The sequence below is a fragment of the Acinetobacter sp. WCHAc010034 genome, assembly GCF_001696615.3.
Lineage (GTDB): Bacteria > Pseudomonadota > Gammaproteobacteria > Pseudomonadales > Moraxellaceae > Acinetobacter.
Map to the genome: position 1 here is coordinate 3,394,728 of NZ_CP032279.1, position 21,450 is coordinate 3,416,177.

Sequence of the window (21,450 nt, forward strand, 5' to 3'; positions counted from 1 at the left end):
AGTAATATGACTAAAAATCCGGAATGGGTCACACGTGGTAAAAGTATCAAGCAATTAATTGAAGAATTAGAATCTTTCGAAGATCAAAACCTATTAGCTGAGATATCTTTTGACGATGGAGAAACATCCAAGCCTATAAGTTTAGTTAGTAAAATTGATGGTAAATGTATTCTACTGAATTGTGAAAACTCAACAAAGTAATACCCATTATTTAAAATAATAGATGTCATAAGTCAAAAAATGTAAAAACGTGGATCTACGTTTCGCATAATTCGTATGATGTTAATTTTAGACAAACTACAATGTAATCATTAAAGCTATGGAAAGAAACGAATACCAAGAAGAAAAGCATACTAAGTTTCTTTATTCGAATAAAAGACGCATTCAGCGAAGAGTTCTACAATTAGAAAAATCTACAGCTGAAGCGATTCATAGTTATATTCAGTTTAACTATAGAGATGAATGGTTTGAAAGCAACTTTGCTATCTTAAGTTGTTGGAAATTTTCAAAAATAGATTTTGGTAAGCCTGACACTTTTTGGTGTGATACGATTTATTTTGAAGATTTTCATATAGAAAATAATAGAAAATTTGTTTTTAGTGGACACGCTTGGATTGGTTTATCAAGCAATGTTGGATCAGAATGGAAAGTTCCAGTTACAGGAAAATTTTGTATCAGCCCGACAGGGAAAATATTAAAAAATTATACCCTAATTTTTTACAATGGAAGTCAGAGATTAATTTTATCGAAACAATAAAAAAACCTTAAATCATTCTCCATTTAACATAATGGGCGTTATACGAAATCAATGGAAATACTGTTTTAATTTCCTGTTGGAAAACCACGAAGCATCCATTGTATGCCCCATAATACAGTTAGAATTAAGACTACTGAAACCACGATTTTTCATTCATGCAGTTTTAAGTATTCCTGAAATTAACATAATACATGTGATACAAAAGGCCCAATTCATAGGCCTTTCAATCACTTATTTAACCTAAAATCTTTTATACTAAATTAGAATATTAGAATCCAATATCTGATCTGCATTCTGTTGATTTTAGGCAATCTTCACGCCATTCTCTTTCTGACGAATAGGGAACCAGCCATTTCTTGCCTTGATTTCATTCCATAGCTGATCAGGTATGCGCAATTCAGGATTTCTTTCGGTCTCCAATTCTGTTGAAATCCGGCTTGCTTCCTTATTTCCTGCCAGTTCAACCCAGTCAGGATTCATGACAATGGCCTTGCCAATTGCAATCAGAGGCAATCCTAATGCCAGCGCTTGTTCGGCTTGACTTGGTGTTCGAATCTTCCCGGCAGAAATCAGAGGAATTCTATGATTTAAATGTTTCACTATGCGTTGAATTGTAAGTTCATCATCTGTGCGATCAACAGGCTGGCTATTCAAAACGTCTGTGAGTGAAACATGAAGATAATCAATACCGGCTGCAACTAAACGGTCAATCAGCTGCAAGCTGTCACTGATCCGCAGACCATGTTCCTCGTATTCTTCCACAGAGATGCGATAGCCCAATGCAAACGGTTTTTGCGCATATTGCTTGATGACACGTTGCACTTCATTCACCACAGCCAAAGGAAAATTCATGCGCTTTTCAAGCGTTCCTCCCCATTCATCCACCCGCTGATTAAACAATGGTGAAAAAAAGTTCTGAATGAGAAAGCCATGAGCGCCATGCAGTTCAATTCCGTCAAATCCAGCTGCAATCGCTCTTCGTGCCGTTTCGCCAAAGGCATGAACCATATCTAAAACTTCTTGATCAGATAAAGCGCGAGTAGTCATTTGGCTGTCGATAAAAGAACCGGCTGGTGTACGCAGCGCACTGGCACTCACCACATCTCTATTCGGGATTAAATCAGGCAAGGCTTTGTTGCCTGCATGGAAAATCTGCAGGATCGCCGGCGCGCCTCCGCTTTGGGCTGCCTGGGCTAAGTTTTTTAAACTGGGAATAAAACGGTCATCAAATGCCGCAAATTCATTGGTAAATCCAATCCCGTTTTCCAGTACATGGGTGCAGCCTGTAATGACCAAGCCAACGCCTTGTACACGCTGGCGAAGATATTGCAGTTCTTGTTCTGAAACTGTCCCATCATCATTCGCTGACCATGTCGTCATGGGTGCCATAATGATTCGGTTCCGTAAAGTTAGGTCTGGGGTGAATGGGAAAGGCTGAAATAATTTAGAATCTTGCATCGCCATGAATGTATCCAGCATATTGAGCTTTCTAAGAAAAGGTGGTCTTCACCATGAAACAAGGCATTAAATCTGATGCTTTGTTTCAGGCTTTCACTTACAGATTTGCTTTGTAGAATGGAATCAGTTTATCCAGCGCTGTTTTCACAGGCTCAGGCTTGTCATAAAGATCGTAATGCGACCAGCCCTCTACAACAACCAGCTCTTTATTGGCCGATGCGGCGCGGTTGATAATCTCAAAACCATCACGATATGCGCCAAAACCGCCCGGTTTGCTGCCCACGATAATCATGAGAGGCTGAGTCAGCAGAACTTCTGCTAAATGGAAGGCATCCCATCCCACAGCGGCGGCATTGCGTGAAAATAAGGTTTTATTCACGCCATTCGGCTTTTCGCCGCGCGCTGTACGGTAATATTCGGTCGCTTCCAGCGGGTCGATGTCGGCATGATCCGCTTTGGCTGCTTCTACAGTCGGATACAGCCCTTGATCGACACGAAGCGGAGCGCCTTTTGCCTCAGCAGTGCGTTGAGCAGCAATTGCTTCCAGAAATGCGACAGGATTGCCGCCGCTTGCTTCACGCATGACACGGCCATAGTTTGCACCGGTAATTGTGCCTACCGCTTTAATTCTGCGTTCAGTCATTGCAGCATTAATGGAATAACCGCCGCCGCCGCAAATGCCTAGAACGCCGATGCGGTTTTCATCGACATAATCTAAAGTGACAAGATAATCAGCAACCAGGCTGAAATCCTCAACACGGAGGGCCGGATCTTCAATATAGCGCGGCTCACCGCCGCTTTCGCCTTGAAAGCTTGCATCAAAGGCAATCACAACAAAACCGGCTTTCGCTAAGGCAGCACCGTAGACATTGCCGGAGGTCTGTTCCTTGCAGCTCCCAATCGGATGGGCGCTGATAATGGCAGGGTATTTTTTACTTTCATCAAAATCATCAGGGAAATATAAATCAGCTGCAATTTCCCAGTAGGGCGCTTTTACTTTTACACTTTTCATCGTTCATTTACCTTGTATTTTTAACTGCATGGATTACATAAAGTAGGGTTTGTCTGCATCAGAATGAGGCTTGCTGACACCTAAATTTTCTTTTGCATATAACGCTGGGTTGGCAATAATTTGAGTCACTAAGTGAGCAACACTTTTTCTGGATACTACCGTACCTTTAAAAGCCTCACCTTTATGTGTGATTTCAAAATCGACTTCGTTTTCATCTGTTAACCAGGCTGCTCTCAGAATGGTGTAATCCAAACTGGAGCTTTCAATTAAGTCTGCAGACTTGCGGTATGGAGGAAAATATTCACCGATTTCCTGATTATTCCACTCGCTAAACGCGCCTGGAACTTCATTGTAAATTCCAAGTGTGTTAATGGAAATCAGGCGCTGAATATTTAGCGTATTCATTACTTTAATGATATTTTCAGCTTGCCCCTCCATATCGCCGGCAAGGTTTGCATACACCATATCTTGCCCTTGCATGGCATCGGTTAATTGCTCTATGTTGAGAACATCACCTTCAATAATCCGAGTATTTGCCAGAGGCAGGGGAGCTAACTTGCTTTTATCCCTCGCAAAGAGTGTCAGCGCAATTTCAGGCTGACTCTTTAGCGAATCAATAGCCCATTGAGCGATTTGCCCTGCAGCGCCAAGTACCAAAACCTTTTTCATAGCGATGTTCCGCAATTTCTTTGATGGAATTGATCTTATCAAGCTATGGCTTTCATGATTAGAGGCTATAATCATATTGTTTTAATTAGCATCTCTTATTAATTGGCTCATTTTTATGAAAACAAACTTGAATGATTTGCATGCTTTTATTGCTGTAGTTCAGAATGGGAACTTCACCAAAGCGGCTGCGGCTCTCGGTACGACACAATCGGCTGTGAGCCAAAGTATTGGCAATCTTGAACAAAATTTAGAATTAAAACTATTTAACAGAACAACCAGAAGCGTCACTTTGACTGAGGCTGGAGAAAAACTGTTTGACTATGTTGGCCATCAGTTAGAGGACATTGCCTTAGGACTGGAACGCCTGAGTTTAATGAAAAATAAACCGCATGGCCGGGTCAGAATCACCGCGGATGATTTTTCGATAAAATATTATATTTACAGTAAAATCAAAAAAATAGTGAAAGAATACCCAGAGATTACCATTGAGCTTATTTCGGATAATCGGCAGGTGGATATTGCCCAGGAAGGCTATGATGCGGGTGTCCGTCTGGGACTGTCTATTGAAAAAGATATGATCGCCGTGCCGATTAGCCATCCAATTCAAATGTGTTTAGTTGCATCGCCTGAATATATGCAGGGTAAAGCTGAAATCAAAAGCATTCAGGATCTCAACCAGCATCATTGCCTAGGCATTAAGCTGCTGACGAGCAATTCATTATTGGCCTGGAATTTTATGCAAGGTGACAAGCAAATTGCTTATAAAATAGAGAGCCATTTAATTTTTACCGGTGTAGATCGGGTGCTTGATGCTGCCATTGATGGATTAGGTGTCGCCTATTTACCGCTTGATATCGTGCAAGATTTTTTGGCTGAAGGGAAGCTGCTCAGTTTTTTAAATGAAAGCGCTTCGACCTATCCGCCGCTTTATCTTTTTTATACGAGCCGCCGCTTCAATTCCCCTGCATTTCAGATCGTGTGTAATGCGCTGAAGGAAAGTTAATAGACCGCATATCGGCGCTGCTGCAAAGCAAATTTAAGCGATCAGCAGCAATTGCTTCCGGCTGAATTTTAAAACAGGGCCAATTGAAAATATTTTTGCCGCAAATCGGAAAAAACATGCGCAATTCGGGCTTTTCGCATTGTATTTCTTGGCTAAGCTTTTTATCATTGCGCCCTTATTTTCGCGATTGGCCTGGATTGAACATTGAATAGTTTTCTGACAGAACATCTGATTCATCGTGATGAAGATTTTATGGTGATCCATAAGCCGGCCGGCTTGCTCACTGTTCCAGGAAAAACAGCAGATCTGCAGGATTGCCTGATCAATCGCTTAGTGAAAGAAGAACCTAAGACTTTATTGATTCACCGTCTGGACCGCGACACCTCAGGCATTTTGGTTTTTGGCTTGTCAAAGCTGGGCCAGAACCGCATCTCCCGCCAGTTTCAAGAGCGCCAAACCGCTAAAACCTATCAGGCCATTGTGGCCGGGACTTTAGAAGGCGAGGGTACTGTTGATGTGCCTGTGGTGTATGATCCGTCGCGCCCGCCACTGCATATTGCAGACCCTGCGCATAACAAGCCCGCGCTGACGTATTGGCAGGCCCTTGAGCATTTTCAGATCAATGGCGCGGCCGTGACGCGCGTTACGCTGACGCCTATTACCGGCCGCTCCCATCAGCTTCGCGTGCACATGCAGTATTTGGGCCATCCAATTGTCGGCGATACCTTATATGCAGATGAGCAGCAGCAGGCCTTAATGCCGCGCCTGTGCCTGCATGCGGAACGCTTGAGCTTTCATCATCCGAAAACAGAGCAGGCCGTAGAATTTACCTGTCCTGCGCCATTCTAGAAAATACCCTTGAAACATTCGAAATGAGCCTCACTTTTTAGTGGGCTTTATGTCAAAATACATTGCTATTCGGTGCGGATTTTTGCTCAAATATCAAACACTATTTGGGCCTGAAATTTGCAGTCCTTACTTAAGATAAAGGTGGAAAAATTGCAGCAGTTTGCTATTGGTCAACGTTGGTTATCGGACACGGAAACAGAGCTTGGATTAGGAGTTCTTATTGATGTAGATGAGCGATCGGTCAGCATTTTATTCCCAAAGAGCGATGAAACGCGTGTATACGCGCGTCACAATGCGCCTTTATCCCGCATCGTATTTAACGCAGGCGATGAAGTTCAGGATCAGGAAGGCGTCATCTGGGCTGTAGAATCGGCAGAAGACCGCAGCGGCGTGCTGCGCTACAACGTTATCCGCACCAAAGAAGACGGTACGGAAGAGCGCAAATCCTTAAATGAAACCCGCATTGGCGCCAACATTCAGCTGTCTAAGCCGCTGGACCGCCTGCTGGCCAGCCAGATTGACTATAAAGAATGGTATGACCTGCGCATTGAGTCTTTGCTGATGCAGGCTAATATGCAGTCCAGCCCTTTGCGCGGCTTAGTCGGTTCGCGCGTTGGCCTGATTCCGCACCAGCTGTATATTGCGCACGAAGTCGGCAAGCGCTTTGCGCCGCGCGTGCTGCTGGCCGATGAAGTCGGCCTGGGCAAAACCATTGAAGCTGGCCTGATCATTCATCAGCAGCTGAAAACCGGCCGTTCTGAACGCATCCTGATTTTAGTGCCGGATTCGCTGCAGTATCAGTGGATGATTGAAATGCGCCGCCGCTTCAATCTTGAATTCTCCCTGTTTGATTTGACCCGCACCGCATCAATCAAAGAGCATGATCCGGAACAGAATCCGTTTTTAACTGAACAGCGGATTATTGCCAGCATTGACTTGATGATTGACCACGATGATCTGCGCGAGCAGGCTTTGGAAGCCGGCTTTGACCTGCTGGTGGTCGATGAAGCGCATCATCTGATGTGGAATGAAGAGGAAGGCGGCAACGACCGTTACGACCTTGTTGAAGAACTTTCGCAGCAGACCGCCGGTGTGCTGCTGCTGACAGCAACGCCGGAACAGCTGGGCGTGGAAAGCCACTTTGCGCGCATGCGCCTGCTGGACCCGCAGCGCTTCAGCTCGCTTGAGCGCTTTCTGGATGAAGAAGAAAAGTACCAGCATACGGCAAAAATTGCAGAAGTGCTGATGTCGGATCTGCCGCTGGAAGCCGCGCATTTAGACGCGGTGGAACAGCTGCTTGGACAGCGCATTGACGATAATCCTGAACAGCGTTTCCGCGCAATTCACGAAATTTTAGACCGCCATGGCACTGGCCGGATTTTATTCCGCAATACCCGCGAAGCGATTCAGGGCTTCCCGGGCCGTGACTGCCAGCCGGCGCCATTGCCGGCGCCGGAAAACTGGTCTAAAGACGGCAAGCTGCGCGAGCAGATGTGGCCGGAAGAAGCGCAGCTGGATGGCGCATGGATGGAAACAGATCCGCGCGTAATGTGGCTGATGGAAAAACTGCGCACAGACTTGAAGCACAATAAAGTGCTGCTGATTGCGCGCAGCGGCCCGGTGGTTGAAGCGCTGGAAAATGTATTGCGCCTGCACGCTGGCATCCGCACCGCCATGTTCCATGAAGGCATGAGCCTGCTGGAGCGCGATCAGGCGGCAGCCTACTTTGCTGAAGAATCTTACGGCGCGCAGATTCTGCTGTGCTCTGAAATCGGTTCTGAAGGGCGCAACTTCCAGTTTGCTTCTGACCTGATTTTATTTGATTTGCCGGCAAACCCGGATGTGCTGGAACAGCGTATCGGCCGTCTGGACCGCATTGGCCAGGAAAACCGCATTCAAATTCATGTGCCGTATCTGGCCGGCACTGCGCAGGAGCGCATGTTCCGCTGGTACAACGAAGGCCTGAACATTTTCAGCAATATTTCGCCAACTGCGCAAACGCTGCAGGAAAACTTCATTGTCAGCCTGAAAGACTGCCTGCTGGCGGATTTGGGCCAGCAGTTTGAAGACCTGCTGGAAGAAGTTTCAGTGCAGCGTGAAGCGCTGGAAGCGGAACTGCAGGCCGGCCGTGACCGCCTGCTGGAATACAACTCCTGCCGTCCAATTGTGGCGCAGGAAATTGTGCAGGCGCTGGAAGATTACGACGACAACACCACATTGCCCATGTTCATGAAGCGCTTTATGGCGGCCACGAACATTGATTTTGATGAGCAGAGCAACGGCACGGTGATCATTAAGCCGACCGACCAAATGCAGGTTCAGGGCCTGACTTTGGATGAAGAAGGCATGACTGCAACCTTCTACCGCGATCAGGCGCAGGTGCGCGAAGACGCGCAGTACCTGACGCTGGAGCATCCATTCACCGAAAGCGTGATGGAAATGATCAATACCCAAGGCTTCGGCAGCACCAATGTCGCTGTGCTGAAATCGGCCGCTTTGCCGCAGGGTTCGGTGCTGATTGAAGTATGGTTTAAAGTGGATGTGATTGCGCCTAAAGCCTTGAACCTGCCTTCAAGCCTGCCGCAGCAGCTGATCCGCGTTCTGCTCAGCGAAAAAGGCCAGGACTTGTCCGTTAAGATTGCGCCGGAAATTCTCAAGCCGTATCTGCACCATTTAGACAGCAACAGCTGCCGTCAAGTGGTGAAAGCGCGCCGTGAAGTGATTGAAGAGCGTTACGGCCAGGCATTGGAAATTGCCAAATCTGCATTGCCGAACTTCAAGCAGCAGGCGAAAGAAGTGTACGGCAGCAAATGGCAGTATGAAATTGACCGCCTGACCTACTTGAAGCAGTTCAATCCAAGCATCCGCGAAGACGAAATCTCCCGCCTGCAGAAGCTGCAGAAAGAAGGCTTAAGCCTGCTGGACGGGCTTTCGGTAACGCCGGAAGCCATTCAGGTGATGGTGGTGGTTAAGCCTTAACCGCAGCATGCAAAATGAAAGCGCCTCCGGGCGCTTTTTTAATCGCTTTCGTCCTAACCATTTTCATCCATCGGCATCTGCATATAGGTATGCAGCAGGCGCAGCACCGCATCTTCAAAGCTGACGTCAGCGCCGAGCAGGTCAAACTTTTCAGACAGCGCTGCATGGTCGGGGTGCGCGCTGTCCAGCTGTATCAGCAGCTGATGCCGGCTTGCCAGCTGTTCAGGGCGGACATGCTGCATGCAGGGCTGCTGCAGAGCCACGCTGCAAAATGGCATGCGATGGAGGGCGGCCAGAACATAATCCGCTTCTTCGCCTGCAGCGCTCAACACTTCCGGATCATAGGCATGGCAGTGCTGAACGATCTCCTGCACAATCTGTTCAGGGCGCTGATTCAGGTTTAAGCGGATATGGCGCTCAGGTTCCGCGCTGTTAAAGCTGTCAATTAGCCGCATATGCGCCTCAGGCTAAAAATTCTTCAAAATACTGCCAGATTTTCCCGGCGGCTTCTTCTGCGCGGGCAGGGTTCTTTGCCAGCCCCATATAGTCATGCTCAATAGCCTGCAGGCAGTCTGCAATTTCGGCAGCCGTCGCCTGCTCATTTTCCAGAATATCCAGAATGTCGGCAATATAGGCGTCATATTCATCCTGCATGGATGCGTCTTTGCGGATATTGATAGGGTCCCAGTCATGCAGCAGCACGTTTTGAATCTGCTGAATAAATAAATCAGACTTCTGTTCTTCGCTCATAAGCTTGCTCCAAATGCGGATATCTTGCGTTTCCGCCATTATATCGCGAACCGGGTGAAAATCCTGTTTATTGCAGCGCCAGCGGCGGGCGCCGCATAGGCGCCTATCCGGCCAAATCCGCAAGCCGTCTGAGGATGCTGGAGCAAAGGCGCGGCTTCGGTTAAAATGCCTCAAAAAATAAACAGCGGATGATAAAAATTATGGCAAAAGCGCTCATTACCCTCGGGTCGGCAACATCGCATGGCGGCGTAGTAACAGAATGTGACAGCTCCTTCCTGATTAACGGCATTGCGGTGCATTTGAACGGCATGAAGCATTACTGTCCAAAGTGCCAAGCTGCAGTTGCTGCCATTGCGGCGGACCTGTCCGTTACGGTAAAAGGGCGCGCCGTGGTCGTTGCCGGCGATAAAGCCACATGCGGCGCCATTTTTCTGCCCAGTCAGCACTTGGCGGTATCGGCCAAATAGGAAAAGCATCCCGGCATCAGTAATGCCAGTCAGTTAAGAAACTGATTGGCTTTTTCTTTTTAAACTCTAGAATTTATTTGATACGCGGAAGCGTCATCCGCAACCTGAGCAAGAATAAAAGCACTGCTTTTATTCGAAGCGCAAGTCTTTGAAATGGACTGTTTTTGCGATGAAAGCTGTTCAGTGCAGAAAGTGAACAGGTTTCGCGGTGAGGCGCATTGCGCCACAAGATGCTTTCCTTGCGAAGCTTCGCTTCTCATTTGGCGAATGAGAAACATTGTTTCGCAAGGAACAAAACGAGCTCCAAAAATTCGATTTCAAAACGGTAAGACTCCGCCGTGAATAATCCAAAAGGTTAAGAAGTTTGCAGCAAAACTCCTTAACTGATCAACATTATTCTGGCATCAGGCATTATTCTGCGGGCTGAGTGACTCGCCATTCAGCAATAAGCGCAGAACTGCAATTATCAAAAGCGCTTTTGCAGCATAGGCTGGACGCATTCAAGAACAGACTGTATTTCAGCATGACTCAACCGATACATTTTACCCATGCCAACGGCATTCCCTCCGCCAGCTATCAAAAGTTTTTTCAGGCTTTTGGAGCCGGCTATAATGTGAAAGCGATTCCGCTGATCGGCATGAACGCTGAATTTCCCGTGACTTACCGCTGGACGCATCTGGTGGATCAGGTGATTCAGGACATTCAGCGGCAGTTTCCCAATCAGCAAGTCATTGGCTTGGGGCATTCTTTCGGATCGCTGGTCACGCTGATGTGCGCCTATAAGCGCCCTGAGCTGTTTTCGCAGCTGGTGATGATGGACCCGCCTTTTGTGATTGGCGGAAAATCCGCTATTTTTGAAGGGCTGCAGAAATTAAAGCTGCAGACCGTAGACCGGATTACCCCGGCGGGCATTACCATGAAGCGCAAAGACCATTGGCCTAGCCGTGAAGACGCTTATCATTCATTGCGCAATAACCGCTTATTCAAGCACTTTGATGCGCAGTGCTTTGATGATTTTTTTGCCAGCGGCGTCAGGGCCGATCAAGAGCGGGGCGGGATGACCCTAAGCATTCCGAAAACTGCCGAAGCTGAAATCTTCCGCACTGTGCCGGCATGGTGGTGGCGGACGCCGCGCAAAGCGCCGCCGATGCCTGTGCATGTGATTACCGCGCAGCAAAGCCATTTCTACAGGCAAGGCCTGCCGCAGGGCATGAAGAAAACTTATGGCATTGAGTTCAGCGTGGTGGAAGGCGGGCATATGTTCCCGCTGGAGAAGCCGGAGGCTGCAGCGCAGTATGTGAAAAAAATGATAGAGATGCACAAGGTATCAGATGTTTGAAATTAATATGGGGGCTTAGGAAGTTAAAGAGGGCTGTTACGAAGTAATTTAAGCAAATCAAGGTACAAATTATCATGCTGATGATTGAAGAGATACTCCGTTTCTTTCAGATGCAAACAGATGCAAATAAAACATCTTTCTTTCAATACCCTTGAATTTGATCAGCCGCTTTTTGGCATAGCACCAAAATGATTTTATGCTGTCAATATGCCACTCCCCGCAAGCAAATTCATTGTCACCATGATTCACTCTTAAATGCTTGTCAAAGCCAATATCAACCAAACCATCATAGCCTCTCTATTCATCTGTGTTGATCACTGAATCAAGCTTAATATGCCAACGGATAATGCCTTGTAGCTTAGCTTTGGAGCAATCAGGCACAATTTCGTCATACACATTTTCAGCTCGTTTGAGCAGGCTAAATATAATTATTTTTCCTGATGTACCACGGCTTTTTTCTGCAAATACGACGAGCCCCGAAGTAAGATTCATCCAGTTCAACAACACCATTGAAAGGAGAAATTTCATCGCATTGAGCAGCAATTGTTTGATGTAGCTTGATGTAAATTATATTGATGGAACGTACTGAGATATTAGTGAGTTTAGCTGTATCTGAGGCAGTGAAATCTATGGCAAAAAAGCGAATAATCTGCCTGAATTTTACTTCATTGATTCTTGAGCGGGAATAGTATCTATTTTTTGCTTTAATATAAGGACGTTACCATACTTTTTAATATGCTTAACTTCCTAGGCCCCTAAGAAAACTTATCAAAAACTGGAGGTCAATTCGCGCACCAAAGCCGTGCATCTGGCGAAGCAGATCGGCTTATTAAGCTAGCGCACGCGCTGCGGCGCCAAGCGGTCAGCGGATGCGGGCTTCATCCAAATGGCGCGCGCCTTCCAGAATCATCCGGATCATGATCATGGTTTGCTCTGCAACCGCTTTGCGTTCTTCCGGCGGCAGGTCAATCACCTTGGCGCCCATATTGAACACCAGCTGCGTGATGCCTTTGGCGACAATGTCCGGGTGCGCCAGTTTGCTTTGGTTGAGCCTTTCCAGAACAATCAGGTCTTCTTTCAATTCCTGCTGGAAAAAATTCAGCTGGCGTTCAACCGCCTGCTTGTACGACGCCGAACCGGTATAGCCTTCGCGCAGCAGCAGGCTTAGGTTGCCTTCATCGACATTCAGCTGCGCAATAAATACCTCCACTGAACTGCGGATAATGCTGTTCTGCTTGGATGCCTTGAGGCGCGCTTCATGCAGGATTTTACGCAGCGCCAGGCCGGAGCGCTCAATCAGCTCAATGGCCAGTTCATCAATATCTTTAAAATGGCGGTAAAAGCTGTTCGGCGCAATGCCGGCTTCACGCGCGACTTCACGCAGGCTCAAAGACGCAATGCTTTTTTGCGGGCCAATTAAATGCAGGGCTGCCTGAAACAGTTCTTCTTTTGTAATTGTAGCTTTGCGGCCGACTGTGCGGACAGCTGCTGTTTCAGGGACAGTTTGAGGTTGGAGCATGGTGCCTAGATTCGCTTTCAATGCAGACCGAGTCATATTTTTCAAGGAATTGTAAACCTTAACATATTATCGCGGAAGCTTACAGCCTTTGTCGGGTTTAGATTAAATGCACGAATATATATACAAATATATATACATGTGTATAATAATTAAAAATTGCGATGAGATGTCTCTGCTATGCATGCACTTCAAAAAACAAAACAGCCCTTCAGTTTCTTTACGGAAAGCGTGGTCGATTTGAATGCAGTCAATTTCTGGCTGCAGAAGTTCAACCCGCTGTGGTCTAGCAATCAGGCGCTGGGCAAAGTTGTACAGAAGGAAATGGCGGCCGAGGATATGGTCAGCTTAACGCTGCAGGTCAACCGGCATTTTAAATTCGGCCAGGCAGGACAGCATCATCCGGTATTTATTACGATTGGCGGCGTGCGCTATGAGCGCACCTACAGCCTGACCCGGCTGGACAGCCAGCATGTGCTGCTCAGCGCAAAAAAAGTCACTGCGGGCAAAGCCAGCGCCTGGCTGGCTGATCAGGCCAAAGCCGGCGACATTATTGAGTTTGGCCTGCCTTTTGGCGACATGACTTTGCCTGCGCAAAACAGCCCGCTGGCGCTGCTGGCAGCCGGCAGCGGCATTACCCCAATGTTCAGCCTGTTGAAAGCGCTGAGCCAAACAGGGCAGATGGGCGCGCAACCTGTGCAGCTGCTGTACTGGGTCAAGCGCCATGAAGATGTGGCCTTTAGCGCGCAGTTTGAAAAGCTGGCGCAGCTGCATGCAAATTTCACATTCAAAATTTACTATACGCAAGACGCTGAAGCGGATGCGCGCTTAAACGAAACGCATGCTGCGCAGATTGCGGATCTTGCCGGCAGCACTGTTTATGCATGCGGGCCTGCCGGATTTGCGGCCAAAGCGGAAGAGCTGTTTGCACAGTCCGCGCAGGCATTTCAAAGCGAAGCCTTCAGCATGAACCTTGCGCCGGTAGATGACATCGGCTTTGTGAATGTCACGCTGGCCAAATCCAATAAAGTCGTCAGCATTCCAAAAGGCCAGTCCATTTTAGTGAGCCTGGAACAGCAGAATATCAGGCCGGAGCATGGCTGCCGCATGGGCATCTGCAACAAATGCGTCTGTAAAAAAGCGGAAGGCGCAACCAGAAATTTAGTGAACGGCGCGCAGCATGCTGAGCCGGGCAGCTTGCTTAAGCTGTGTGTCAATTCAGCGCAGACTGATCTCATCATTGATTTATAAGGTAGGACAATATTCATGAACATGCCTGTAAAACTGCAATATTTTAAAAATCCAAAGAACCGCGAACTGACTCAGGCGGACTTAGATGAGCTGGCCCGCGAGCTGGATGCCATCCGGCAGGAAGTTGTGGATGATATTGGCGAAAAAGACGCCAAGTACATCCGCCGTGTCTATTCAGCTGTCCGCTATTCTTCCCTGGCTGGCCGCGCGCTGCTGTTTGCAGGCTGGTTCCCGCCGGCGTGGGTGCTGGGCACAGGCTTGCTCAGTTTTTCCAAAATTATGGAAAACATGGAGCTGGGGCATAATGTCATGCATGGCCAGTACGACTGGATGAATGACCCTAAATTCAACGGCCCAAGCTATGAATGGGATATTGTCGGCACGGCGGACAACTGGCGCCAAACGCATAATTACAAGCACCATACCTATACCAACATTAAAGGCATGGATGATGATATCGGCTATGGCCTTGTGCGCTTATTTCCGGAACAGCGCTGGAAGCCGGGCTTTCTGCTGCAGCCGCTTTACAGCATTCCGTTCTGCCTGCTGTTCCAGTGGGGCGTAGCCATACAGAATCTGGAAATCGGCAAGGTCTGGTTTGGGCGCAAGTCTAAGGCGGAACTGAAAGAAGAATGGATGCCGCTGCAGAAAAAGATCTCTAAGCAGCTGTTTAAGGATTATGTATTCTTCCCGCTGATTGCCGGCCCGGCAGCGCTGCCGGTATTTGCCGGAAATTTAGTGGCGAATGGCGTGCGCAATATCTGGACATTCAGCATTATTTTCTGCGGCCATTTTACAAAGGATGTGGAAGTCTTTCCGAAAGCCGTGCTGCAGAATGAAAGCCGCGGCCACTGGTACATGCGCCAGATCCGCGGTTCATCCAACTTGACCGGTTCAGAGGCTTTTCATATTTTGACGGGCCATTTAAGCCATCAGATTGAGCATCATTTATACCCAGATGTTCCGGCGCGCCGCTACCGTAAAATGGCGCCGAAAGTTCAGGCAGTATGTGAAAAATACGGCCTGAACTACAACAATGCCAGCCTGGTAAAGCAGTACGGCAGCGTGCTGAAGCGGATTGTGAAATATGCGTTTCCTTTTAAAAAGTAAGCTGCATTAAGTTTTTGATATTAAAGTAAACAGGAGCAATTGCCTCAGGCGGTTGCTCTTTTTTATGAGCAACTGGCCTGTTTACTATTTGTGATTTCTTGTAAGAAAAAATTATACAGGCCGGAAATATTTGAGCATTTTTGCCAATTGAATAATTGTATAAAATATGATCTAAAAAATAATACTCTGGCGGAGTATATGCTGCGCAGCCGTAAGGCTGCATTTTATTTATGACATTTGCGCTTTTATTGATTTGAAAATAAGAAGAAATAAATTTTAAGTTTAACGGCCAGTATAAAATTTAGGAATGTCCGGCTGCAGCGGATGATTCTTTTTACTAAATGATAATGCCTGCCAAATAATAATGTTTTTTAACTTGAGGATTAATCACTGTATTTTTTTGACAGCATGAATTTTATATTGATCATGCTAGATTTTAAATAATAACAACAACTGCTTGAGCAATAATATGACTAAAAAGCAAGCAAGAACTATTAGAATTTCCAATGCGGGGTTTACGCTGCTGGAAATCATGGTGACCGTTGTAATTATTGCAATTCTAGCCATGATCGCCATGCCCATGTACTCAAACTATATCACCAAGTCCAAAGCCCGCAGCGCAGGAGCTGATCTGGTTGCGCTGGGCCTGGTCATTGAAAGCCTGTATCAGCGCAATCTCAGCTACCCTGTGCCTGCTGTGAATCCGACTGTTTCTACAGCAAAAACGCAGGAATATGCAAGCGCGTGGCAGCCGGCGGAAACTGACACTTTTGACTATACGGCAAATGCCGCCGCCACATCCTATACGCTTACTGCCACAGGAAAGGGGCGGAATGCGGGATGCAATTTAACGCTCACCAATAAGAACATACGCACCATTAGCGGCGGTTCAGGCTGCGGAGGATTATCGTCATGGTAAGCCTGCCGCGGGGGATCACCCTGATAGAGCTTCTGATTACGGTCGCGCTGATTGCAATTTTGGCGATGTCCGCTTTGCCGCTGGGGCGGGCCTGGGTGGCCAATGCGCAAATCACCAAAACTGAAAAGCTGTTTCTGGAAGCCTATAGCCGCGCCAGAAATGAGGCGATCCGCAACCCGAATGCCGTGAAAATTGACGGCACAGCGCCGGCTGCGGTCTTAATTATCGACAACACCGCTAAAACCATGACGGTCAGAAATAAAGATGACAGCGCGGCCGACTCAATTGTTCTGCAGTCCGCAATTGAACCCACGGTTACGGTGACCCTTTCCACAGAATGCAATAATAAAATTCCGCTGAATAATAATGCTTATGTGCTCACTGCAGATTGCAAAGTCTACACAATAACCGCAAGTGGAGGTACAAATGCAGCAGGTGCCTTATAGAAAAACGCAGCATCGGGCGCATCAGCAGGGGATTACGCTGATCGAGGTGCTGGTTTCAGTTGCAATGATGGCGATTATTGGCCTGGGGGCGGCTTATATTGCCGGCCGCACAGCGGTCATTCACCGCGATCAGAATATTCATTTATATACAGTTAACCAGTTCCGCCAGCAGCTGGAAAACACCGGGCAGTGCAGCAGCAAAGCGGTAGGAACGCATAATGTGCAGGTGGATGTTGCCGGCGCAAGCGTGCAGGCGGTCTGTTCGGTAAAAAAAGAAACGTTCAGCGTTACAGCGAGAGACGGCTCCGGCAATCAGAACAATGGGGTCGCTGCCGGAACAGTAGATGTAACTTATGCGGATATTCAGGTCAGTACAGCGGACAGTTCGATTGTTCCGATAAAAGTAAAAATATCGCCTTAAGGGGGTCATTATGATTCATTCACGCTCTCAGCGGGGTATTTCTTTAATTGAAATTCTGATTGCGCTGGCTTTATCTATTCTGATTATTCTAGCGATGCTCCGCGCCTTTGTGACGACGGGCGCAGTAACCTCAGAATCCTCGGCTGGCGCCAAAGCGGACAGCAGCATGATGCTGGGCTTTATTGCCGCTGACCGCATTCTGCAAGGAATGGGGTTTGGGCTAAGCAATACCTCGGCTGGGTACGGGACGAATTTTCAGGTGCTGGATAAAGACGGCAGCCCGGTTGCAATTGGGACTGCAGGCAAGTATCTGGTTTGGAAAAGCTCAGATACGCTCTGCCAGGCCTTATACAGCCATGCAAACGGCCTGTATTTATATGGGAAATCCGCCGGCTATGCATGCACGAGCTTAGCCAAGCCGGCAGATGCTACAACGCCTAAAGAGCTGCTGATTGCTATTGATGAAGCTCTCCGTTCATCGGGCATTTCAAATAATTCAAACAATATTGGAAACATTGACTTGAAAGTGGAATCGGCCGCCGGATGCGTGCCTTTTGGCGCCAAAAATGGACTTGCTGACAGCGCCAAATATCAGGCGGTACTGACAGCGCAAGCTTATGCTGCCAGCAGCGCCAGCGCGGCGAAAACCATCAGCAATGTCACCTGCCTATTTAACTTCAAATAGGGGAGAATGAGAAATGAATCATATATGCTGTAAAACGGGGAAAAATTTCAATCCGGCGGGCGCTTTAAAACAGGCCGGTTTTTCTTCCCTGCTGTTTGTTGTGCTGGTCGGGCTGTCATTAACTGTGCTGACGGTGGGCTATATGTCGTCCATGCGCAACCTGCAGTCAACGGCTGTTACTGCGCATGCGCAGACGCAGGCGCAAATGCAGGCCATGATTGGCTATCAGGGATTGACGGAATTTCTCAAAGGGCAGTCAATTGAAAATATCAATAAAATTGAAACAGGCACCTTAACGCGCAATGCGATGACGATTCCATTCAGCAAAGTCAGCTGCGGCACGGGTCAATACTGCTTTGATATTACCGGCAAGAGCGGCGGGGCCAGCGCAATCCTGCGGAGCAATTTTCTGATCAGTGAAAGGCTGGATAAAAAAACTCAAACAGGATCTGTTTTTGCCGGCGGGCTGACTGTCGGCGGCAATTCATCTTTAACTGGCAATGGCGTATCAATTGCGGTAAAAGACGGCATTGTTAAAAATAACTCTGGAACAGATATTTCGGGTCAGCTGACCGGCATTACCGTTGAAAAATATACAGCTTCAAACTTTATTAAGGCGGAAGATTTAAAAGATCAGGCGAATTATACTTTTTCCCTCGATTCATCCGGCAATCAAGTCTGTGAAAAAGCCAACTTATACGCTGCCGGCGGGGGCGTGATTGCAAAGCAGACCTTCAGCTGTTCTCAGTATAACGGCATTACTTACAGCGGCGGCGCCTGGAGCATTGACAGTTCAAAAAACCTGCCGGCCGGCGTGCTGTGGTTTAAGGAAAAAGTGGTTGTCAACCTTACAACAACAGATCTGATTAATACGGTGATCAGTGTTGGAGGCATTGAAAGCAAGATTCCTTCAGGCAATAAAGGCGTCAGCTATAATGCTTATGCGCCAAATGCGTATTTCATTAAAATCCCCCTTGCTGTTATTTCAAAAATATGCGGCACGTCAGGCGCCATACCTGTGCAATACTGCAAATCTGACGGAACTTTAAAGCCCTTAGATGAGCTGGATGATTCTCCCGCAAATATCGGCAATATCTTATTTTTAACCAATGGCCAATTGGCGCTGGATTCAGGCAACTTAGGCGGGAAAGGAGGCGCTGTTCCCAACTCGGTCAATTATTTCGGAAATTTAATTGCATCGTCCGGAGCTGGCGGAACCGGTTTGGCCTCTGCAAAATTTGTCGGAACGGGTCTGATTAATATTTTCGGCAATATTGTGATTACAGGCGAAACGGATGCGACTGAATTGAATGGCAATATTAAAGTCGGATTAATCAATGCAGACGCAACCGGCTCATCCATGCCAGTCTTGGTCAAAGATTTCCTTGCCAAAGGCATCCGCTATATGTGAAAAGGGCCAGCCTAAAAGCTAGCTAGCTCAGCTGCTGATTTTAATGCCAGTCAGTTTTTAAACTGACCGGCATTGCCAAGTTAAGGAGCTTTGAGCAGCCGCTGACCATGTCAAAATGCAATGACATTGCTTTTATGGCGGGCCGCTTAACTGCAGCTGCTAATGAGAATTGGCAAATGGGCTTTGATTGCGCCGGCTGAGTTCCGGCAAATGCAGGTCTGTTCCAACCATAAAGCGGTGATCCGCCAAATCCAGCATGGCCAAGTCCTCGGCGCTGTTGCCGTAGGCATAGACCGCGGCATAATCCTGCAAATTGTACCGCTGTAAGATCCGCATCTTTTTCTGTTCGCCGCTGCAGTCCGCCGTCTGATAAAATCCGGTAATTTTCTGGCCTTTAATTTCAACTTCAGAACAGATCAGCTCAATGCCCAGCAGGCTGCAGACCGGCTTTAAATACAGGTCGACCGATGCGGAAACTAAAGCGATGTCATGGCCTAAGTCCTGATGCGCTTTCAGCTGATTGAGCAGATGCGGATTAAGCGACGTCAGCAGCTCCTGCGCATAGTCTTCCGCAATGCGCTGCACCTGTATGGCATCTGAATCGCTGAACATGGCGCGGTACAGCTTAGGGCGCATGGCATGGGCAGGGTACAGGTTCAAATAGTAGCCCTGAATCCACGGCAGGATTTTCAGCCCCCGCCGGACAATATGGCGCTTGGAAAGCGAATAGAAAATGAACCCTGTAAAGCTGTCTTTGGTGCACAGGGTGCCGTCAAAGTCAAAAAGCGCTAAATTTTTAAATGCTTTATTTTGTTCATGCATGTCTGATAGCGTCCATTTACTCTGCTCGCGAACCAGTTGGTATTGTAGTCCCGGCTCAGCTTAGGCCCCGAAATGACGACTTGCGGCATCATGGCGTAAAAAGGCGCTTTGCCGGTTTTTTCCTGATACAGCTTGGTGACCGCCCGGTAAGTCGCCGTGTCCTCAAAGTCTTGCTCTTTTTCATTTTTCAAGTCTGAACGGATCTGGCGCGGGGTTAAAATTACATTGTTGGCTGCGAAGACATTAATCAATTCACGCTCAGATTCGCTTTTGGCGGAGCGCGGAGAGCCGTCTTTGCTGTACAGCAGTAAGTCGCCGTCCAAGGTCAATTCAGCTGCGGTCAAGTCATTCAGCATGCTCTGGAAGGCAGCGTTGCGGCTGGAATACATGCCTGAATTATAGTCGGCAAAGCGGTACAGCGGCTTGTCATAGTCTGCCGGGTACATCATCAAGCGGTGAATGCCGTAATACAGGCCGCCATATTGAGAATATAAATCGGTGCGGAGTTCAGCGATGTTTCCGCCTTGGCGCTTATGCTCTTTAGCATAGCCGATATGCACCTGCATGGAGCCTAAAGTGGTAATCGGGTTCATCTTCTCGCCAAAATCCTGGCCGACCAGCTTGGCAGCGCCGGTCAGCGCGCTGACATGATAATGCTTGGACATGTAGTCAAAAATTTCGCGGTACAGCTCATCCAGCTCGCGCTCCGTTTTCACGCGGCGCATCTGGCTTAAATAGTTGTCTTTAGGGCTGGGCTGGGTTTTCAGGACTTCTTCAAAATAGCCGGCAACGGTGCCGCCAATTCCATCGCCCAGTTTTTCTTTAAACTTTTCATCCAAGCGGGTTTGAACTTCCTTGACCGCCTTTTCGCCTAAGCCGGCGACTTGCGGATCAGCGACAAAGTTGGATTCCTGATCGACGACGGCAACAATTGAGCAGACATTTTCCTTGGTTTGCGGAATGCCGAGCTGCTCTGTAATGTCGTAAATGTCCTGCGCCCAAGAGCTGCGGTCATTGACGCGCCCGGGAAGTGCTTTGCGGATCTGCTCTGCATTCAGGGTCGGCTCATCATCTTTAGACCACCATGACCCGTTTCCGCAGGCAGCTAAGCCGATTGAGACCGCCAAAACAGACATTGTTTTAACGCAAGCAGTGTAAGCAAAGTTTTTTTTCATATCGTAGAAAGCATGTTCCGAAAATGTGGGCCGAATGAGCAGATGCAGTATACTATGGCTGCTAAAAAAGTGATGCGTTTATATGTATATTGCGGATTGCCGGCTGTCAAATTGTTTGGCTGCATCGCCGATGGCTGGCGGGGAAGCGCTTTAAAAGAATAAAAATAACAGCAGTTTAATCTGCTGATGCGCGGCAGAAAATGCAGCTCTGGCGCAGCTGGGCAGGGCATATTGAAATTGAGCCTTTTCATTGCTATGCGCCTGATCTTTTAAGCCGCCTGGGCGGAGTTGTTTTATGGAAAGCGCGGTGATTCAATATTAAAAAGCGCAGATATAAATATCTCAAATGCAGTGATTCAAATCATTTATGGGAAAGGTTTATTTTTCGAAGCGGTTGTTCTGTATACTAAA

General features: G+C 47.7%; 22 protein-coding genes and 1 pseudogene. 14 read left to right on the plus strand and 9 right to left on the minus strand.

Going from position 1 to position 21,450, the window contains the following annotated elements; translation table 11 throughout:
- The first annotated feature begins 6 nt into the window (after positions 1 to 6).
- Together BEN74_RS17945 and BEN74_RS17950 are read left to right on the plus strand one after the other, a co-directional pair.
- Complete coding sequence (locus BEN74_RS17945) at positions 7 to 201, plus strand: hypothetical protein (RefSeq protein ID WP_068910773.1); 195 nt, start codon at positions 7 to 9, stop codon at positions 199 to 201.
- A gap of 118 nt (positions 202 to 319) precedes the next feature.
- Positions 320 to 757, plus strand: coding sequence for a hypothetical protein (locus BEN74_RS17950; protein WP_068910774.1), 438 nt, complete (start codon positions 320 to 322; stop codon positions 755 to 757).
- A gap of 303 nt (positions 758 to 1,060) precedes the next feature.
- Here BEN74_RS17950 and BEN74_RS17955 read toward each other — a convergent pair whose 3' ends face one another.
- The 3 genes from BEN74_RS17955 to BEN74_RS17965 all read right to left on the minus strand — a co-directional run bounded on the left by BEN74_RS17955 (position 1,061) and on the right by BEN74_RS17965 (position 3,896).
- Positions 1,061 to 2,221, minus strand: a complete 1,161-nt coding sequence (locus BEN74_RS17955; RefSeq protein WP_068910775.1) for an NADH-dependent flavin oxidoreductase — start codon at positions 2,219 to 2,221, stop codon at positions 1,061 to 1,063.
- Between the two features lie 91 nt (positions 2,222 to 2,312).
- On the minus strand, positions 2,313 to 3,227 hold the full coding sequence (locus BEN74_RS17960) for an alpha/beta hydrolase (protein ID WP_068910776.1): 915 nt from the start codon (positions 3,225 to 3,227) through the stop codon (positions 2,313 to 2,315).
- 33 nt (positions 3,228 to 3,260) lie between these two features.
- On the minus strand, positions 3,261 to 3,896 hold the full coding sequence (locus BEN74_RS17965) for an SDR family oxidoreductase (protein WP_068910898.1): 636 nt from the start codon (positions 3,894 to 3,896) through the stop codon (positions 3,261 to 3,263).
- Positions 3,897 to 4,011: 115 nt separating this feature from the next.
- Between BEN74_RS17965 and BEN74_RS17970 the strand changes: the two genes are divergently transcribed.
- The 3 genes from BEN74_RS17970 to rapA all read left to right on the plus strand — a co-directional run bounded on the left by BEN74_RS17970 (position 4,012) and on the right by rapA (position 8,727).
- Positions 4,012 to 4,899 carry a LysR family transcriptional regulator gene (locus BEN74_RS17970; protein ID WP_068910777.1) on the plus strand — a complete coding sequence of 296 codons (888 nt, stop codon included), beginning with the start codon at positions 4,012 to 4,014 and terminating at the stop codon, positions 4,897 to 4,899.
- Positions 4,900 to 5,103: 204 nt separating this feature from the next.
- On the plus strand, positions 5,104 to 5,748 hold the full coding sequence (locus tag BEN74_RS17975; protein ID WP_068910778.1) for an RluA family pseudouridine synthase: 645 nt from the start codon (positions 5,104 to 5,106) through the stop codon (positions 5,746 to 5,748).
- Positions 5,749 to 5,889: 141 nt separating this feature from the next.
- Complete coding sequence (gene rapA / locus BEN74_RS17980) at positions 5,890 to 8,727, plus strand: RNA polymerase-associated protein RapA (RefSeq protein WP_068910779.1); 2,838 nt, start codon at positions 5,890 to 5,892, stop codon at positions 8,725 to 8,727.
- A gap of 53 nt (positions 8,728 to 8,780) precedes the next feature.
- On the opposite strand, the gene BEN74_RS17985 is transcribed toward rapA, so the two are convergent.
- The gene (locus BEN74_RS17985; protein ID WP_068910780.1) at positions 8,781 to 9,182 is read right to left on the minus strand and encodes a hypothetical protein; all 402 of its coding nucleotides are present in this window, start codon (positions 9,180 to 9,182) and stop codon (positions 8,781 to 8,783) included.
- A gap of 7 nt (positions 9,183 to 9,189) precedes the next feature.
- On the minus strand, positions 9,190 to 9,477 hold the full coding sequence (locus tag BEN74_RS17990) for a hypothetical protein (protein ID WP_068910899.1): 288 nt from the start codon (positions 9,475 to 9,477) through the stop codon (positions 9,190 to 9,192).
- Positions 9,478 to 9,677: 200 nt separating this feature from the next.
- Between BEN74_RS17990 and BEN74_RS17995 the strand changes: the two genes are divergently transcribed.
- Positions 9,678 to 9,944 (plus strand): PAAR domain-containing protein, encoded by a 267-nt coding sequence (locus BEN74_RS17995; RefSeq protein WP_068910900.1) that lies wholly within the window; start codon positions 9,678 to 9,680, stop codon positions 9,942 to 9,944.
- Positions 9,945 to 10,467: 523 nt separating this feature from the next.
- Entirely contained in the window at positions 10,468 to 11,283 is an 816-nt protein-coding gene (locus tag BEN74_RS18000; protein WP_068910901.1) for an alpha/beta fold hydrolase, read from the plus strand.
- Between the two features lie 23 nt (positions 11,284 to 11,306).
- Here the strand turns inward: BEN74_RS18000 and BEN74_RS18005 are convergent.
- Together BEN74_RS18005 and fabR are read right to left on the minus strand one after the other, a co-directional pair.
- Positions 11,307 to 11,992, minus strand: a pseudogene (locus BEN74_RS18005) (IS1595 family transposase).
- Between the two features lie 153 nt (positions 11,993 to 12,145).
- Positions 12,146 to 12,838 carry an HTH-type transcriptional repressor FabR gene (fabR, locus tag BEN74_RS18010; protein WP_068910902.1) on the minus strand — a complete coding sequence of 231 codons (693 nt, stop codon included), beginning with the start codon at positions 12,836 to 12,838 and terminating at the stop codon, positions 12,146 to 12,148.
- 141 nt (positions 12,839 to 12,979) lie between these two features.
- Between fabR and BEN74_RS18015 the strand changes: the two genes are divergently transcribed.
- The 7 genes from BEN74_RS18015 (at position 12,980) to BEN74_RS18050 (ending at position 19,042) form a co-directional block, all read left to right on the plus strand.
- A complete protein-coding gene (locus BEN74_RS18015) occupies positions 12,980 to 14,050 on the plus strand; it encodes a ferredoxin reductase (protein WP_068910781.1) in 1,071 nt (356 codons plus the stop codon).
- Positions 14,051 to 14,065: 15 nt separating this feature from the next.
- Positions 14,066 to 15,160 carry a fatty acid desaturase family protein gene (locus tag BEN74_RS18020; protein ID WP_068910782.1) on the plus strand — a complete coding sequence of 365 codons (1,095 nt, stop codon included), beginning with the start codon at positions 14,066 to 14,068 and terminating at the stop codon, positions 15,158 to 15,160.
- Positions 15,161 to 15,629: 469 nt separating this feature from the next.
- Positions 15,630 to 16,079 (plus strand): type IV pilin protein, encoded by a 450-nt coding sequence (locus tag BEN74_RS18030; RefSeq protein ID WP_068910784.1) that lies wholly within the window; start codon positions 15,630 to 15,632, stop codon positions 16,077 to 16,079.
- Positions 16,073 to 16,525, plus strand: a complete 453-nt coding sequence (locus BEN74_RS18035) for a pilus assembly FimT family protein (RefSeq protein WP_068910785.1) — start codon at positions 16,073 to 16,075, stop codon at positions 16,523 to 16,525. Before BEN74_RS18030 ends, BEN74_RS18035 begins: the two co-directional genes overlap by 7 nt.
- On the plus strand, positions 16,506 to 16,946 hold the full coding sequence (locus BEN74_RS18040) for a prepilin-type N-terminal cleavage/methylation domain-containing protein (RefSeq protein WP_068910786.1): 441 nt from the start codon (positions 16,506 to 16,508) through the stop codon (positions 16,944 to 16,946). The genes BEN74_RS18035 and BEN74_RS18040 overlap by 20 nt, the downstream gene beginning before the upstream one ends.
- A 10-nt stretch (positions 16,947 to 16,956) precedes the next feature.
- Positions 16,957 to 17,631 carry a PilW family protein gene (locus BEN74_RS18045; protein WP_068910787.1) on the plus strand — a complete coding sequence of 225 codons (675 nt, stop codon included), beginning with the start codon at positions 16,957 to 16,959 and terminating at the stop codon, positions 17,629 to 17,631.
- 13 nt (positions 17,632 to 17,644) lie between these two features.
- Complete coding sequence (locus BEN74_RS18050) at positions 17,645 to 19,042, plus strand: hypothetical protein (RefSeq protein WP_068910788.1); 1,398 nt, start codon at positions 17,645 to 17,647, stop codon at positions 19,040 to 19,042.
- Between the two features lie 159 nt (positions 19,043 to 19,201).
- On the opposite strand, the gene BEN74_RS18055 is transcribed toward BEN74_RS18050, so the two are convergent.
- Positions 19,202 to 19,864 (minus strand): HAD-IB family phosphatase, encoded by a 663-nt coding sequence (locus tag BEN74_RS18055; protein ID WP_068910789.1) that lies wholly within the window; start codon positions 19,862 to 19,864, stop codon positions 19,202 to 19,204.
- Positions 19,831 to 21,039, minus strand: a complete 1,209-nt coding sequence (locus BEN74_RS18060; RefSeq protein ID WP_068910790.1) for a DUF1615 domain-containing protein — start codon at positions 21,037 to 21,039, stop codon at positions 19,831 to 19,833. The genes BEN74_RS18055 and BEN74_RS18060 overlap by 34 nt, the downstream gene beginning before the upstream one ends.
- Positions 21,040 to 21,450: the final 411 nt, after the last annotated feature.

Coding starts and splice junctions, on each gene's coding strand:
- BEN74_RS18020 (WP_068910782.1), top strand. CDS start 14,066: ATGAACATGCCTGTAAAACTGCAATATTTTAAAAATCCAAAGAACCGC.
- BEN74_RS17965 (WP_068910898.1), bottom strand. CDS start 3,896: ATGAAAAAGGTTTTGGTACTTGGCGCTGCAGGGCAAATCGCTCAATGG.
- BEN74_RS18045 (WP_068910787.1), top strand. CDS start 16,957: ATGATTCATTCACGCTCTCAGCGGGGTATTTCTTTAATTGAAATTCTG.
- BEN74_RS17955 (WP_068910775.1), bottom strand. CDS start 2,221: ATGGCGATGCAAGATTCTAAATTATTTCAGCCTTTCCCATTCACCCCA.
- BEN74_RS17985 (WP_068910780.1), bottom strand. CDS start 9,182: ATGCGGCTAATTGACAGCTTTAACAGCGCGGAACCTGAGCGCCATATC.
- BEN74_RS18055 (WP_068910789.1), bottom strand. CDS start 19,864: ATGCATGAACAAAATAAAGCATTTAAAAATTTAGCGCTTTTTGACTTT.
- BEN74_RS18050 (WP_068910788.1), top strand. CDS start 17,645: ATGAATCATATATGCTGTAAAACGGGGAAAAATTTCAATCCGGCGGGC.
- fabR (WP_068910902.1), bottom strand. CDS start 12,838: ATGACTCGGTCTGCATTGAAAGCGAATCTAGGCACCATGCTCCAACCT.
- BEN74_RS18040 (WP_068910786.1), top strand. CDS start 16,506: ATGCAGCAGGTGCCTTATAGAAAAACGCAGCATCGGGCGCATCAGCAG.
- BEN74_RS18030 (WP_068910784.1), top strand. CDS start 15,630: ATGACTAAAAAGCAAGCAAGAACTATTAGAATTTCCAATGCGGGGTTT.
- BEN74_RS17990 (WP_068910899.1), bottom strand. CDS start 9,477: ATGAGCGAAGAACAGAAGTCTGATTTATTTATTCAGCAGATTCAAAAC.
- BEN74_RS18015 (WP_068910781.1), top strand. CDS start 12,980: ATGCATGCACTTCAAAAAACAAAACAGCCCTTCAGTTTCTTTACGGAA.
- BEN74_RS17950 (WP_068910774.1), top strand. CDS start 320: ATGGAAAGAAACGAATACCAAGAAGAAAAGCATACTAAGTTTCTTTAT.
- BEN74_RS17960 (WP_068910776.1), bottom strand. CDS start 3,227: ATGAAAAGTGTAAAAGTAAAAGCGCCCTACTGGGAAATTGCAGCTGAT.
- BEN74_RS18035 (WP_068910785.1), top strand. CDS start 16,073: ATGGTAAGCCTGCCGCGGGGGATCACCCTGATAGAGCTTCTGATTACG.
- BEN74_RS18060 (WP_068910790.1), bottom strand. CDS start 21,039: ATGAAAAAAAACTTTGCTTACACTGCTTGCGTTAAAACAATGTCTGTT.
- BEN74_RS18000 (WP_068910901.1), top strand. CDS start 10,468: ATGACTCAACCGATACATTTTACCCATGCCAACGGCATTCCCTCCGCC.
- BEN74_RS17945 (WP_068910773.1), top strand. CDS start 7: ATGACTAAAAATCCGGAATGGGTCACACGTGGTAAAAGTATCAAGCAA.
- BEN74_RS17995 (WP_068910900.1), top strand. CDS start 9,678: ATGGCAAAAGCGCTCATTACCCTCGGGTCGGCAACATCGCATGGCGGC.
- BEN74_RS17970 (WP_068910777.1), top strand. CDS start 4,012: ATGAAAACAAACTTGAATGATTTGCATGCTTTTATTGCTGTAGTTCAG.